Below are 13377 nucleotides of genomic sequence, written 5' to 3' on the forward strand. Positions count from 1 at the left end.
GGGGGATTGCATTGAAAGACCCCGAAACGGGTTACAGACTGCCGTTTTTCCAGAATGCCGACTGTTTCAGCGCCTGCTGACGATGGGCATCCAGCCAGACATCCTGCTGCCCCACAATCGCTTCACGCAGCTGCTTCCAGCTTTGTAACCAGGCATTGACGATGGTGGCATCATAGGCGCCCGCCAGCAGATGAACCGCCAGAATCTGGCGATGCAAACGCGTCAGTTTGTCCTGATATTCACCCGAATGATTCAGGTGATCGAATGTCTCTTTCAGATCGGCTGCAATGCGGCCCAGCATGATGTCGCTGAAGCGTTTGAACGAACCTTGTAGTTTGGCATCCGACTTTTGATCGACGAACTGGCGCCAGCGCTCAGTGGCAATCCAGTGAGTAAGCGCTAACTGAGTTTCCAGCCAGAGGGGACTGAAGCAACATTTTTGCGCGTCAGGCTGATCATCCTGCAACGCCTCTTCCAGCAACGTCAGCTTCTGACGCAGTTCGCTGCTGGCTTTGCGTGGCACCAGCGCACCGTACAGAGAAAACGTCTGACGCAGCACTTCAAGCGCATCTTTCACTTCATGCAACGCACCCGAACTGCCGCGCAGCCACAGCTCCTCGTGATATTGCCACTGGCTTAATGCCAACAGAAATGATGCACGCATTCCCTCTTCCACGGTCGCTTTTGGCTTCACTTTTAGCAGGGGAACCGGACGCAGCGCACGCGGCAGGTCGCCCTGAGCCAGCGCATAACCACGCGCCGCTTTACTCAGGCTCCCCAGACGCAGACCGTCAATCGTTGCCAGTTCAGCGGCAAAGGCCAGCAGGTCATCGCGCTGACCGCTTTTCAGCTCCAGCTCGACTTCCATCAAGGGTTCACAGCGGTCATCTGCCGTGATCTCACCGCAGTCATAGGCCACCTCTATCTCGCTTTGTAGGTAAGTAACCACCCACTTTTCACGCACAAAATGCGTGCTAAACAGCGCCTTGAGCTGCGGTTGTAAGGCTGTGATATCGGTTCCTGCAGGCCAGACATCGGCAGGCAGTTGCTGAATATCCAGCTCGGGCTTAGCCAGTGCCACATTATATTCCGGGCGCTGGTGCAGCCCACCAATCGTCTGACCGGCGGTTTTCAGCGTCATTTCATAGCGGTCACCGAAGCCGCGAATACGCAGCCCCATATCCCAACGGCGCAGCTGGTTGTCAGGGGTTTCGAAGTAGATATTCGTCAACGTCTGACCGGCAGTGTACTGATGAGGCCAGGCGGTGAGTTTGCTGGCGATTTTTGCAGCCGCTTCTGGTGCGGCAATGAACTTTAATTCGATTTCGATGGTCATAATGTCTTATTTACGTCGTTAACGGCAGAGTAAACGGTTAAGGTGTCTGATTATGCTCGCATTGCCAGGCGGGCGATCGTTCCTTTTGCCTATGAAGAGTAATGCACAAGAGACAGCACTGTCTCTGGTTTATTACGTTTTCGCGCACAACCTCTCAGGCGGCTTGAGACCAGGATAGTTCTCATTCAGCTTTCTGTGAGGCCGCTCCAGACTGTGCGATTACCTTTTTACAGCCCTTATTTAGAAAGAGTTCGAATGAAAATAACTCACCTCATCGGCCTGACATTGCTCACGTTGAGTGCTGCGGCAACCGTTCATGCCGAAGAAAAACGCTACATCTCCGACGAGCTGTCCACCTGGGTTCGCAGTGGCCCCGGTAATGATTACCGTCTGATCGGCACGTTAAACGCAGGCGAAGAAGTTGCCCTGCTGCAGTCGAATGATAGCAGCAACTATGGCCAAATCCGTGACAGCCAGGGCCGTACCACCTGGATCCCGCTGGCCCAGCTTAGCCAACAGCCCAGCCTGCGTACCCGCGTCCCGCAGTTGGAAGAACAGGTGAAAATGCTCACCGCTAAACTGGCGAACATCGACAGTAGCTGGAATAACCGCACCGCCGATATGCAAAAAAAGGTCGCTGGCAGCGATGACGCGATCAACAGCCTGAAAGAAGAGAATCAGCAGTTAAAAAACCAGTTGGTCGTCGCGAAGAAAAAAGTCGATGCGGCCAATGTGCAACTGGATGACAAGCAGCGCACCATCATTATGCAGTGGTTTATGTATGGTGGCGGTGTCGCTGGCGTTGGCCTGGTGCTGGGCCTGCTACTTCCTCATATGATCCCACGCCGGAAAAAAAGCGATCGCTGGATGAACTAATCCTGCACTTGTTTGCGTTAAGGGTATCTGCGGATGCCCTTTTTGCCATGTCTGCGATTTATCATTTACGCAACATGGATGTTATAGTCTGACGATTAATACTCAGTTAATTCTGATTATCAGCCTTGTGGAGACCCGCAGTGAAAACATACCTTGTCGGCGGCGCCGTGCGCGATGGACTGTTGAATTTGCCGGTGAAAGACAAAGACTGGGTGGTGGTAGGTGCCTCTCCTCAGCAGATGCTGGAGCTGGGCTTTGAGCAGGTAGGCCGCGACTTCCCGGTGTTTTTGCACCCTTCAAGCCATGAAGAGTATGCGCTGGCCCGCACCGAACGTAAATCCGGCAGCGGTTATACCGGATTTGTCTGCTATTCCGCGCCGGATGTCACACTTGAGCAGGATCTGGCACGGCGCGATCTGACCATCAATGCCATCGCACAGGACGCCGACGGCCACTACTATGATCCCTACGGCGGGCGTGACGATCTTGAAAACCGTCTGCTTCGCCACGTCTCTGAAGCCTTCAATGAAGATCCACTGCGTGTGCTACGCGTAGCGCGTTTTGCCGCCCGTTACGCCCATCTTAACTTCCACATTGCCAGTGAAACCCTCGCCCTGATGCAATCGATGGCAGAGAGCGGCGAACTCTCTCACCTTACGCCAGAGCGCGTCTGGAAAGAGACTGAAGCGGCCTTACAAACACGCAACCCGCAGGTCTTTTTCCAGGTACTGCGTGACTGCGGGGCACTGGCGGTGCTGTTTCCGGAGCTGGACAACCTGTACGGCGTTCCCGCCCCGGCAAAATGGCACCCCGAGATCGACACCGGCGTGCATACGCTGATGACGCTGGCGATGGCAGCCCAGCTCAGCCCGGAGGTTGATATCCGTTTCGCCACGTTATTCCACGATGTGGGCAAAGCCCTGACGCCGCCAGAAAAGTGGCCAAGCCATCACGGACATGGTCCGGCAGGCGTACCGCTGGTCGCGGCCCTGTGTGAACGCTTACGTATTCCGAATGCCCTGCGCGATCTGGCACTGCTGGTGACCGAATTTCACGACCTGGTGCATACCGTCCAGAACCAGTCAGCAACCACGCTGGTGGCGTTGTTTGACCGACTGGATGCCTGGCGCAAACCCCATCGCGTGGAGCAAATCGCACTGACCAGCGAAGCCGATGCCCGTGGGCGCACCGGATTCGAAAATAATCCGTACCCGCAGGGAGATTATCTGCGTGAGGCGTGGAAGGTCGCGTTGAGCGTGTCGACAAAAGACGTTGTCGCGGCCGGTTTCAAAGGCGCGGAGGTGCGGGAAGAACTGACGCGCCGCCGGATAGCGGCACTGGAAAACTGGAAAACCGCTTAATATTGCCAAACGTAAGGGTCAGGCAAGCCTGACCCAATGCACGTTACAGGACAAATACCGCGTAAACCGCGGCTGCCACGATAAAGCGATAGATAGCGAACGGGATAAACGAAATACGTTTGATGATGTGCAGGAAGCTCTTAATCGCGATCAACGCCACGATAAACGCGGTGACAAAACCGACGGCAAACATCGGGAAGTCAGCCATCGTCAGGAAGCCCATGCTCTTGTAGAGATCCAGACCGGTCGCGCCAATCATCATCGGCACTGCGAGGAGAAACGAGAACTCAGACGCAGCATAACGGCTTACGCCCATCAGCATCCCGCCCGAAATGGTGGCTCCGGAACGTGAAAAGCCCGGCCACAGCGCCAGACACTGGAAGCAGCCAATAATAAACGCCTGACGATAAGTAATGTCATCCACACCCACCGCTTTCGGCTGTTTTGGCTTCAGCAATTCAGCCGCAATCAACAGCACGCCACCCACCACCAACGCATACATCACGTTGACCGGGTTAAACAACGTTTTGATTTTATCATGCAGTAACAGCCCAATCACCACGGCGGGCACCATACCCAGCAGGATATGAATCAGAGTCAGCTTACCCTGGCCTGTGCCCTCATGTTTGACTTCACCAAAGTGAATGCCAATCAGGCCGAACAAACGACGCCAGAACATCACTACGACGGCCAGAATCGAGCCGAGCTGAATCACAACTTCAAAGGTCTCCGCTTTTTCGCCTTCAAACCCCAGTAAATGACCGACAATGATCATATGCCCGGTAGAAGATACGGGGAGAAACTCCGTCAGCCCCTCTACAATCCCAAGTATTGCTGCCACCCATAGCTGATGAATATCTGCCATCAAATCTACCCCTAACCCTGGTTAAACCATGAAAAATGGCGGTCGCTTTACGCTTCCGCCCAATGTGCCCCAACTGCATTAGGGCAACCTTAAGACAGAGCATAATGTGGTTTGGTTTCATCGTGATGGCAATGAAAACGGATTTATTTAGGATTAGTCCCGCGTTCGATGACCACGCCCACCTGGCGCGCCTGAGCGACAGCACCCGGTTTACTGACTTTGATTTTGACCCACGGCGAGGCGAATCGAGCCAGCAGCAGTGATGCAATCTCTTCTGCTACACGCTCTACCAACGCAAATTTACCCTGGCTGACGTGGTTAATAATCGCTTCAGATACATCGGCATAGCTCAGACAATCGTTAACATCATCACTGGCAGCCGCTTTACGGTTGTCCCATGCCATTTCGACATCGAACACCAGCTTCTGCTGAATCGTTTGTTCCCAGTCGTAAACGCCAATGGTGGTGATAACGGACAGTTGATCAATAAATACGATATCCATGATACGGCTCTCTGTTTTTGTGGTTGCCGGATACCATCCCCGGCGGTTTATGCGTATTATCCACGGATGCTGACTTTAAAACGACCCCCACAAGACGGAACGGTGTTATGAGTGTATTCGCGCTTGGCATGATCATTTTCGCGTATCTGTGTGGCTCCATCTCCAGCGCGATTTTGGTCTGTCGACTGTTCAGATTGCCGGACCCGCGCCACAATGGCTCGGGCAACCCAGGTGCCACTAACGTGCTGCGCCTCGGTGGTAAAGGTGCCGCCGCTACGGTGCTGGTGTTTGATGTATGCAAAGGGATGCTGCCGGTATGGCTGGCTTATCACCTGGGCGTGACGCCGCTTTATCTTGGTCTGACCGCGATTGCGGCCTGCCTCGGCCATATTTACCCGGTCTTCTTTCATTTCAAAGGCGGCAAAGGCGTGGCCACCGCATTTGGTGCTATCGCCCCAATCGGCTGGGATCTCACGGGTTTAATGACGGGAACCTGGCTGCTGACCGTGCTGTTAAGCGGATACTCTTCGCTGGGTGCGATTATCAGCGCACTGATTGCCCCGTTCTACGTCTGGTGGTTTAAACCGCAGTTTACTTTTCCCGTCGCCATGCTTTCCTGCCTGATCCTGTTACGTCATCACGACAATATTCAGCGCCTGTGGCGCGGGCAGGAAAATAAGATTTGGAAAAAGAAAAAGAAGAAACCGTAGGGCATCGTGCATTGATGTCGGGTTCAGGCATGCCTGAACCTGATGAGAACATTTATCCTGGGGTCAGGCGCGCCTGACCCCAATCATAATGCAGGCAGTTCCGCCAGCGGCCAGCGCGGACGCACGGTGACACTGAGATCGGCGTGTTTGTCACCTTTCATCCGCACCATCCCGGCATAAGCGATCATCGCGCCGTTGTCGGTACAGAATTCCGGACGAGCGTAGAACACCTCACCGCCCCGCTTCTCCATCATCTCCGCCAGCTTACTGCGCAGCGTGCGGTTCGCGCTGACGCCCCCGGCAATCACCAGCCGCTTGAATCCACTTTGATCGAGCGCCCGGCGGCATTTTATCGCCAGCGTATCGACCACGGCATCCTCAAAAGCACGTGCTATGTCCGCGCGGGTCTGCTCACTGTCGTCATTGTCGCGAATGGTATTCGCCGCGAAGGTTTTCAGGCCGGAAAAACTAAAATCCAGCCCTGGGCGATCGGTCATTGGACGCGGGAAGACAAAACGCTTTTCCACACCCTGTTGCGCCATTTTTGACAGCATCGGCCCGCCAGGATAGTCCAGCCCCAGCAGTTTAGCGGTTTTATCGAAGGCTTCACCGGCAGCATCATCCACTGATTCACCCAGCAGGGTATATTCACCAATGCCGGTGACGCTAATCAACTGCGTATGGCCGCCAGAAACCAGCAGCGCCACAAACGGGAAGTCCGGTGGATTATCTTCCAGCATCGGTGCCAGCAGATGCCCTTCCATGTGGTGCACGGCAATCGCCGGGACATCCCATGCAAACGCCAGCGAGCGGCCAATGGTCGCGCCGACCAGCAGTGCCCCTACCAGCCCAGGACCTGCGGTATACGCCACCGCATCGATATCCTGCGCCTGAAGCCCGGCTTCCTTCAGCGCCGCCTGTATCAGCGGCACGGTTTTACGCACGTGATCGCGCGAAGCCAGTTCCGGTACCACGCCACCGTAGTCGGCGTGGAGTTTGACCTGGCTGTAAAGTTGATTGGCGAGCAAACCGGCCGCATCGTCATAAATGGCAATGCCGGTTTCATCGCAGGATGTTTCAATTCCGAGAACACGCATGGATTTTTCACCTCATTCTTGCGGCGCGCAGTGTAGCATGAAGGCGCTTTTGCGGGCGGCAAATTTCCCGGTTAGTCGGTTACACCTTGTACAATAAGGTGTTTTTTTTCCCACCAGGGAGGTGGGTTTCGTGTATAATCAGTCCCCTGAAAAAAACCGGCAGCCGCACAGGCCTATCTGTTGGTTACTTAATGCTATGGTGCTTTACAACTAAGCCTGTGTTGGAGTAAAATTCCGCACCATTTTGAAATGAGCTGGCACCGATGTCAGCAGCAAAACCGAATTTATCGAGGTGAGAGTTACATGCCGGTAATTAAAGTACGTGAAAACGAGCCATTCGACGTTGCACTGCGTCGCTTCAAGCGTTCTTGTGAGAAAGCAGGCGTTCTGGCTGAAGTTCGTCGTCGTGAGTTTTATGAAAAACCTACTACCGAACGTAAGCGCGCTAAAGCGTCTGCAGTAAAACGCCACGCGAAGAAACTGGCTCGCGAAAACGCACGCCGCACTCGTCTGTACTAATATCCTGAGGGTTCGCCCTCATGCTTCACAGACTAGTTAGTAGTTATCAGGCCGTGCTTCCGGAAGGAATGCGCGGCTTGTTGTCGTTTATGAACCATAAATAGAAAGCGCCAGAGTTACCCCGGTAACGCTCTGTTTTGATTCCTAAACGCCAATACAGCCAGACACCTAAAGACGCGGAAGTATTTATTTCCGATGATTTTCTGTTTCTGGCAAGGCGGCAACGGAGTGAATCTCCGGGAGCTTACATCAGTAAGTGACCGGGGTGAACGATGGCAGCCAACACCGCCAGAAGCGGAAAGATGAAGGGTAATCCCCAATAGCTTTCTGTTTCCTGGCAAGGCGGCAACGGAGTGAATCTCCGGGAGCTTACATCAGTAAGTGACCGGGGTGAACGATGGCAGCCAACACCGCCAGAAGCGGAAAGATGAAGGGGATTTATGGCTGGACGCATACCGCGTGTATTTATCAATGACTTGCTCGCTCGCACGGATATCGTGGATCTCATCGATGCCCGGGTGAAGCTGAAAAAGCAGGGCAAGAATTACCACGCATGCTGTCCTTTTCATAATGAGAAAACGCCCTCTTTCACCGTTAACGGCGAAAAGCAGTTTTATCACTGTTTCGGCTGTGGTGCGCATGGCAACGCTGTCGACTTCCTGATGAACTATGATCGTCTGGAATTCGTTGAAAGCATTGAAGAACTGGCGACCTTATATGGACTGGAAGTACCGTATGAAAGCGGCAGTGGTCCAACCCAGCTTGAGCGTCATCAGCGTCAAAGTCTTTATCAGTTAATGACCGGTCTGAGCGACTTCTATCGACAGTCACTGACACAAAATGCATCGGCAGGCGCACGTGACTATCTGGCACAGCGCGGCCTGAGCGATGATGTCATTAAGCACTTTTCCATCGGTTTCGCCCCGGCAGGCTGGGATAACGCGTTAAAACGTTTTGGCCGTAATCCTGACGACAAACAGTCGTTGATCGATGCGGGCATGCTGGTCACCAATGACCAGGGCCGCAGCTACGATCGCTTCCGTGAGCGGGTGATGTTTCCAATCCACGATAAACGTGGGCGAGTCATTGGTTTCGGCGGTCGCGTATTAGGCGACGGCATGCCGAAATACCTCAACTCACCGGAAACCGATATTTTCCACAAAGGTCGCCAACTTTACGGCCTGTTTGAAGCGCTAAAAAACCATCCGGAGCCGTCCAAATTACTGGTCGTTGAAGGCTATATGGATGTGGTGGCGCTGGCACAGTTTGGCGTTGATTATGCCGTGGCCTCACTCGGCACATCGACCACCGCAGAGCATATTCAGCTACTATTCCGGTCAACCGACACGGTAATTTGCTGCTATGACGGCGACAGAGCAGGCCGTGAAGCAGCATGGCGTGCGCTGGAAACGGCTTTACCTTACATGAATGACGGTCGTCAGCTACGCTTTATGTTCCTGCCTGACGGCGAAGACCCGGATACGCTGGTGCGTAAAGAGGGCAAAGAAGCATTTGAAACGCGGATGGAGCAGGCTATGCCACTCTCGTCGTTTCTGTTTGATACGTTGATGCCGCAGGTGGATTTGCGTTCCCCTGATGGGCGCGCTCAGCTGAGTACGCTGGCGCTGCCGCTGATTAGCCAGGTGCCCGGTGAAACATTGCGTATATACCTGCGTCAGGAACTGGGTAATAAACTGGGTATCCTTGACGACAGCCAGTTGGAGAAGCTGCTGCCGAAGCAGGCGGAAAATGCGAAGCCTGTACCCCAGCCCCAGCTAAAACGCACAACCATGCGTATACTTATTGGGCTGTTGATACAGAATCCACAGCTGGCCATCATGGTGCCCTCGCTGGATGGGCTTGAGCAGTCAGAAATACCAGGTTTCCCGCTATTCGTGGAGTTAGTGAGCACTTGCGTAGCGCAACCTGGCTTGACGACCGGACAGCTACTAGAGTTATATCGCGGAACAAAATTTAGCCAGAGCCTTGAAACCCTGGCAACCTGGAACCACATGATCGTAGATGATGAAGTGGACACCATGTTTAAGGACGCGCTGGCGAGTATGTACGACGATGCGCTGGAACGCAGGCTGGAAGAACTTATTGCCCGCGACCGCACGCACGTACTCAACGCAGAAGAGCGCCGCGAGTTCTGGACATTGAGCCAGGCACTGAAGAAACAGTAAATGAATAAGGTTTTGACCTTATTACACAGAATTTAGAGGCGTTATCGGCGCAGTCAGTTTGGACACCGTCTGCACGCAGCACCCGGAGCGTACTGAAGTACGTGAGGACTGCGAGCACAGCCGGGGTTCAAAATGGCAAGTGAGATAGCCTCGACAAAGATCAAAGCGGCTTAAGTGCCGAATATCCGTCAGGTAGATCCTGACAGCCGCCATGACGGGCAGCGGCAATAATCTCAACGCCCTCACTGTTATTGTTGGCACGTTAGCCGACCCGACACCAATCTAATTTAACAGAAGTGTGGATACCGTCTTATGGAGCAAAACCCGCAGTCACAGCTAAAGCTACTTGTCACCCGTGGTAAGGAGCAAGGCTATCTGACCTATGCCGAGGTCAATGACCATCTGCCGGAAGATATCGTCGACTCCGATCAGATCGAAGACATCATCCAGATGATCAACGACATGGGCATCCAGGTTGTGGAAGAAGCGCCTGATGCCGATGATCTGATGCTGAATGAGAACAACAACGATACGGACGAAGATGCTGCTGAAGCCGCTGCTCAAGTGCTCTCCAGCGTTGAATCTGAAATCGGACGAACCACTGACCCGGTGCGCATGTACATGCGTGAAATGGGTACGGTTGAACTGCTGACGCGTGAAGGCGAGATCGACATAGCAAAACGCATCGAAGACGGTATCAACCAGGTTCAGTGTTCCGTTGCTGAATACCCTGAAGCCATCACTTATTTGCTTGAACAGTATGACCGCGTTGAAGCGGGCGAAGCACGCTTGTCCGATCTGATCACCGGCTTTGTCGACCCGAATGCCGAAGCAGAAATCGCGCCAACCGCTACCCACGTGGGTTCTGAACTCTCCGCTGAAGAGCGTGAGGAAGAAGAAGAAGAAGATGAAGAGTCTGACGATGACAGCGCCGACGATGACAACAGCATCGACCCGGAACTGGCGCGTGAGAAATTCAACGATCTGCGCGTACAGTACGAAACCACCCGTACCGTAATTAAGGCCAAAAGCCGCAGCCACGCTGATGCTATCGCTGAAATTCAGAATCTGTCTGACGTATTTAAACAGTTCCGCCTGGTGCCGAAGCAATTCGACTTCCTGGTGAACAGCATGCGTACTATGATGGACCGCGTTCGTACCCAGGAACGCCTCATCCTGAAGCTGTGTGTTGAAATCTGTAAAATGCCGAAGAAGAACTTCATCACCCTGTTCACCGGCAATGAAACCAGCGAAACCTGGTTCAAAGCCGCACTGGCGATGAACAAACCGTGGTCAGAGAAACTGAATGATGTATCCGATGATGTGCATCGCAGCCTGACGAAACTGCAACAGATTGAAGCAGAAACGGGCCTGACGATTGAACAGGTTAAAGACATCAACCGTCGTATGTCCATCGGTGAAGCGAAAGCGCGCCGTGCGAAGAAAGAGATGGTTGAAGCGAACTTGCGTCTGGTTATCTCTATCGCCAAGAAGTACACCAACCGTGGTCTGCAGTTCCTGGATCTGATTCAGGAAGGCAACATCGGTCTGATGAAAGCGGTAGATAAGTTTGAATACCGTCGTGGTTATAAGTTCTCGACTTATGCCACCTGGTGGATCCGTCAGGCGATCACCCGTTCTATCGCGGACCAGGCACGTACCATCCGTATTCCGGTGCATATGATTGAGACCATTAACAAACTCAACCGTATTTCGCGCCAGATGCTGCAAGAGATGGGCCGTGAACCTACGCCGGAAGAACTGGCCGAACGTATGCTGATGCCAGAAGATAAAATCCGTAAGGTGCTGAAAATTGCTAAAGAGCCGATCTCCATGGAGACGCCGATTGGTGATGATGAAGATTCCCATCTGGGTGATTTTATCGAAGATACCACGCTGGAGCTGCCGCTGGACTCTGCCACCTCAGAGAGCCTGCGTTCTGCCACCCATGACGTGCTGGCCGGTCTGACCGCGCGTGAAGCGAAAGTACTGCGTATGCGTTTTGGTATCGATATGAATACCGACCACACGCTGGAAGAAGTGGGCAAACAGTTTGACGTGACACGTGAACGTATCCGTCAGATTGAAGCGAAAGCGCTGCGTAAGCTGCGTCATCCAAGCCGTTCTGAAGTACTGCGCAGCTTCCTCGACGATTAATCGACGCGGTGCTCAAAGATGGCTCCTCTCTGAGGGGCCATTTTTTTTACCTGTTATCCAGACCGCTCTACAAGCCGCGTAATTTCAATGCCCTGTCCAGCTCCGCATAAGCCGCGGTCATCTCTTCCTGTGAAGCGCGATTCAGCCCACTGGGGTTGGGTAACACCCAGACCTCCGTCTCACCCAGCATCAGCGGCTGGCGGCCCCACTCCACCTTACTGTGACGAAACGCCTGCTGATAAGCCTGCTTGCCCAGTACCGCCAGCGCCGCGGGCTGAAAGCGTTCAACCTTGTCCACCAGCGCCTGCCCGCCACTCCGTAACTCACTGCCTGCCAGCTCACTGGCCAGCACGGTGGGCCGTTCAACCAGCATGGTGATGCCACAGCGCGTTTCCAGCAGTTGCTGTTCCTGCTCAGGACGAAGCTGCGTCCAAGTGAATCGGGCCTGAAAAAGGGTTTTCCAGAAGCGGTTACCCGGATGAGCAAAATGATAGCCAGTATGCGCGGATGATTTGCCCGGATTGATGCCACAAAACAGCACCCGCAGGCCGGGCTGAATAATATCGCTAATGCCGTGTGCTTCCATGGTGAGATTCCTCCTTATAAAACAGGCCTCCGCAAACGCGGAAGCCCACACAGACCTTAAATCGCCGCGATCACAGCCGCAGTGATCGCTTCGGTTTTCATCACACCATTTACGTGCTGCTGCGCGGTAACCTGCTCAACGGCACGGAGAATAGCATCGGCAGCAGCCGTCTCCCCCAGATGTTCCAGCATCATCGCCGCCGACCAGATCGCCGCGATCGGATTCGCAATTCCCTGCCCGGCAATATCGGGCGCAGAACCGTGCACCGGTTCAAACATCGATGGCACCGTGGGATCGGGATTCAGGTTCGCAGAAGCCGCATACCCCAGCCCGCCCTGAATGGCTGCACCCAGGTCAGTCAAAATATCGCCAAACAGATTAGAGGCCACAATCACATCAAGCGTTTCCGGGTTCATCACCATACGCGCCGCAATCGCATCAATATGATAACGATTCACCGTCACATCCGGGTAATCACGGGCAATCTCTTCGGTGACTTCATCCCACATCACCATGGTGTATTTCTGTGCGTTCGATTTGGTCACGGATGCGAGGCGCTTGCTGCGTTTTTGCGCCATCTCAAAACCAAAGCGCAGAATTCGCTCCACACCCCGTCGGGTAAAGATAGAAGTTTCCACCGCCACTTCGGCAGGTGTCCCCTGATGGATGCGCCCGCCAGCCCCGCTGTACTCACCTTCCGTGTTTTCTCGGATGCAGAGAATATCAAACTCACTCTTTCGCAGCGGGCCTTCCACCCCCGCCAGCAGGCGGTGAGGGCGGACATTAGCATAGAGATCAAACTGTTTGCGGATGGGCAGCAGCAGGCCATGCAGTGACACATTGTCTGCCACTTTCTCTGGCCAGCCTACCGCGCCCAGCAAGACAGCATCAAACTGGCTCAGCGTTTCAATGCCATTCTTCGGCATCATTTCACCGTGCTCAAGGTAGTACTCACAGGACCACGGAAACCACTCGCCGCTCAGGGCAAAATCAAATCGGCCTGCGCTATGTTCCAGCACCTGCCAGGCAGCTTTCGTTACATCCACGCCAATACCGTCACCGGGGATCACGGCCACTTGATAGCTTTTCATGACTCTCCTTGGATTAATAAGATAACCATCAGAATGACATCTTCGCCCAGGTGGCTAAATTGTGCTGCTTTTTTCGGGTCGCCCGGCGGC

12 protein-coding genes are annotated in these 13377 nt (G+C 53.9%); 6 read left to right on the forward strand and 6 right to left on the reverse strand.

From position 1 onward, the window contains the following. Positions 1-31 precede the first annotated feature (31 nt). Positions 32-1336, reverse strand: coding sequence for an inorganic triphosphatase (locus HHI26_RS08080; protein ID WP_171148881.1), 1305 nt, complete (start codon positions 1334-1336; stop codon positions 32-34). Between the two features lie 255 nt (positions 1337-1591). Here HHI26_RS08080 and HHI26_RS08085 point away from each other — a divergent pair, with 255 nt between their 5' ends. Both HHI26_RS08085 and HHI26_RS08090 read left to right on the forward strand, forming a co-directional pair. Then, positions 1592-2212: a TIGR04211 family SH3 domain-containing protein gene (locus HHI26_RS08085; protein ID WP_133843867.1), complete on the forward strand. Its 621-nt coding sequence runs from the start codon at positions 1592-1594 to the stop codon at positions 2210-2212. Between the two features lie 140 nt (positions 2213-2352). Further along, positions 2353-3573: a multifunctional CCA addition/repair protein gene (locus HHI26_RS08090; protein ID WP_159337351.1), complete on the forward strand. Its 1221-nt coding sequence runs from the start codon at positions 2353-2355 to the stop codon at positions 3571-3573. Positions 3574-3616: 43 nt separating this feature from the next. Here the strand turns inward: HHI26_RS08090 and bacA are convergent, their stop codons facing one another. Both bacA and folB read right to left on the reverse strand, forming a co-directional pair. Further along, entirely contained in the window at positions 3617-4438 is an 822-nt protein-coding gene (gene bacA, locus HHI26_RS08095) for an undecaprenyl-diphosphate phosphatase (protein ID WP_133843872.1), read from the reverse strand. 143 nt (positions 4439-4581) lie between these two features. Then, on the reverse strand, positions 4582-4941 hold the full coding sequence (gene folB / locus HHI26_RS08100; RefSeq protein ID WP_133843874.1) for a bifunctional dihydroneopterin aldolase/7,8-dihydroneopterin epimerase: 360 nt from the start codon (positions 4939-4941) through the stop codon (positions 4582-4584). Positions 4942-5048: 107 nt separating this feature from the next. Here folB and plsY point away from each other — a divergent pair, with 107 nt between their 5' ends. After that, the gene (gene plsY, locus HHI26_RS08105) at positions 5049-5651 is read left to right on the forward strand and encodes a glycerol-3-phosphate 1-O-acyltransferase PlsY (protein ID WP_159337350.1); all 603 of its coding nucleotides are present in this window, start codon (positions 5049-5051) and stop codon (positions 5649-5651) included. Positions 5652-5734: 83 nt separating this feature from the next. On the opposite strand, the gene tsaD is transcribed toward plsY, so the two are convergent. After that, positions 5735-6748, reverse strand: coding sequence for a tRNA (adenosine(37)-N6)-threonylcarbamoyltransferase complex transferase subunit TsaD (gene tsaD, locus HHI26_RS08110; RefSeq protein ID WP_133843878.1), 1014 nt, complete (start codon positions 6746-6748; stop codon positions 5735-5737). Positions 6749-7051: 303 nt separating this feature from the next. Here tsaD and rpsU point away from each other — a divergent pair, with 303 nt between their 5' ends. From rpsU to rpoD, 3 genes are all read left to right on the forward strand, one after another. Further along, positions 7052-7267 (forward strand): 30S ribosomal protein S21, encoded by a 216-nt coding sequence (gene rpsU / locus HHI26_RS08115; RefSeq protein ID WP_001144069.1) that lies wholly within the window; start codon positions 7052-7054, stop codon positions 7265-7267. Positions 7268-7707: 440 nt separating this feature from the next. Next, positions 7708-9453 (forward strand): DNA primase, encoded by a 1746-nt coding sequence (dnaG, locus tag HHI26_RS08120; protein WP_133843880.1) that lies wholly within the window; start codon positions 7708-7710, stop codon positions 9451-9453. 312 nt (positions 9454-9765) lie between these two features. Then, positions 9766-11610, forward strand: coding sequence for an RNA polymerase sigma factor RpoD (gene rpoD / locus HHI26_RS08125; protein WP_171148882.1), 1845 nt, complete (start codon positions 9766-9768; stop codon positions 11608-11610). A 67-nt stretch (positions 11611-11677) separates the two neighbouring features. Here the strand turns inward: rpoD and mug are convergent, their stop codons facing one another. Beyond that, positions 11678-12196 carry a G/U mismatch-specific DNA glycosylase gene (gene mug / locus HHI26_RS08130; protein ID WP_133843884.1) on the reverse strand — a complete coding sequence of 173 codons (519 nt, stop codon included), beginning with the start codon at positions 12194-12196 and terminating at the stop codon, positions 11678-11680. A gap of 56 nt (positions 12197-12252) precedes the next feature. Further along, positions 12253-13287 (reverse strand): tartrate dehydrogenase, encoded by a 1035-nt coding sequence (locus HHI26_RS08135; protein WP_133843886.1) that lies wholly within the window; start codon positions 13285-13287, stop codon positions 12253-12255. Positions 13288-13377 lie beyond the last annotated feature (90 nt).

Source organism: Erwinia sp. JH02 (genome assembly GCF_013074405.1).
GTDB lineage: Bacteria > Pseudomonadota > Gammaproteobacteria > Enterobacterales > Enterobacteriaceae > Erwinia > Erwinia rhapontici.

What these genes read in the sequence shown, in the direction of transcription:
- HHI26_RS08080 (WP_171148881.1), bottom strand. Translation starts at nt 1,336, where the DNA reads ATGACCATCGAAATCGAATTAAAGTTCATTGCCGCACCAGAAGCGGCT.
- HHI26_RS08135 (WP_133843886.1), bottom strand. Translation starts at nt 13,287, where the DNA reads ATGAAAAGCTATCAAGTGGCCGTGATCCCCGGTGACGGTATTGGCGTG.
- rpoD (WP_171148882.1), top strand. Translation starts at nt 9,766, where the DNA reads ATGGAGCAAAACCCGCAGTCACAGCTAAAGCTACTTGTCACCCGTGGT.
- plsY (WP_159337350.1), top strand. Translation starts at nt 5,049, where the DNA reads ATGAGTGTATTCGCGCTTGGCATGATCATTTTCGCGTATCTGTGTGGC.
- bacA (WP_133843872.1), bottom strand. Translation starts at nt 4,438, where the DNA reads ATGGCAGATATTCATCAGCTATGGGTGGCAGCAATACTTGGGATTGTA.
- tsaD (WP_133843878.1), bottom strand. Translation starts at nt 6,748, where the DNA reads ATGCGTGTTCTCGGAATTGAAACATCCTGCGATGAAACCGGCATTGCC.
- HHI26_RS08085 (WP_133843867.1), top strand. Translation starts at nt 1,592, where the DNA reads ATGAAAATAACTCACCTCATCGGCCTGACATTGCTCACGTTGAGTGCT.
- mug (WP_133843884.1), bottom strand. Translation starts at nt 12,196, where the DNA reads ATGGAAGCACACGGCATTAGCGATATTATTCAGCCCGGCCTGCGGGTG.
- rpsU (WP_001144069.1), top strand. Translation starts at nt 7,052, where the DNA reads ATGCCGGTAATTAAAGTACGTGAAAACGAGCCATTCGACGTTGCACTG.
- dnaG (WP_133843880.1), top strand. Translation starts at nt 7,708, where the DNA reads ATGGCTGGACGCATACCGCGTGTATTTATCAATGACTTGCTCGCTCGC.
- folB (WP_133843874.1), bottom strand. Translation starts at nt 4,941, where the DNA reads ATGGATATCGTATTTATTGATCAACTGTCCGTTATCACCACCATTGGC.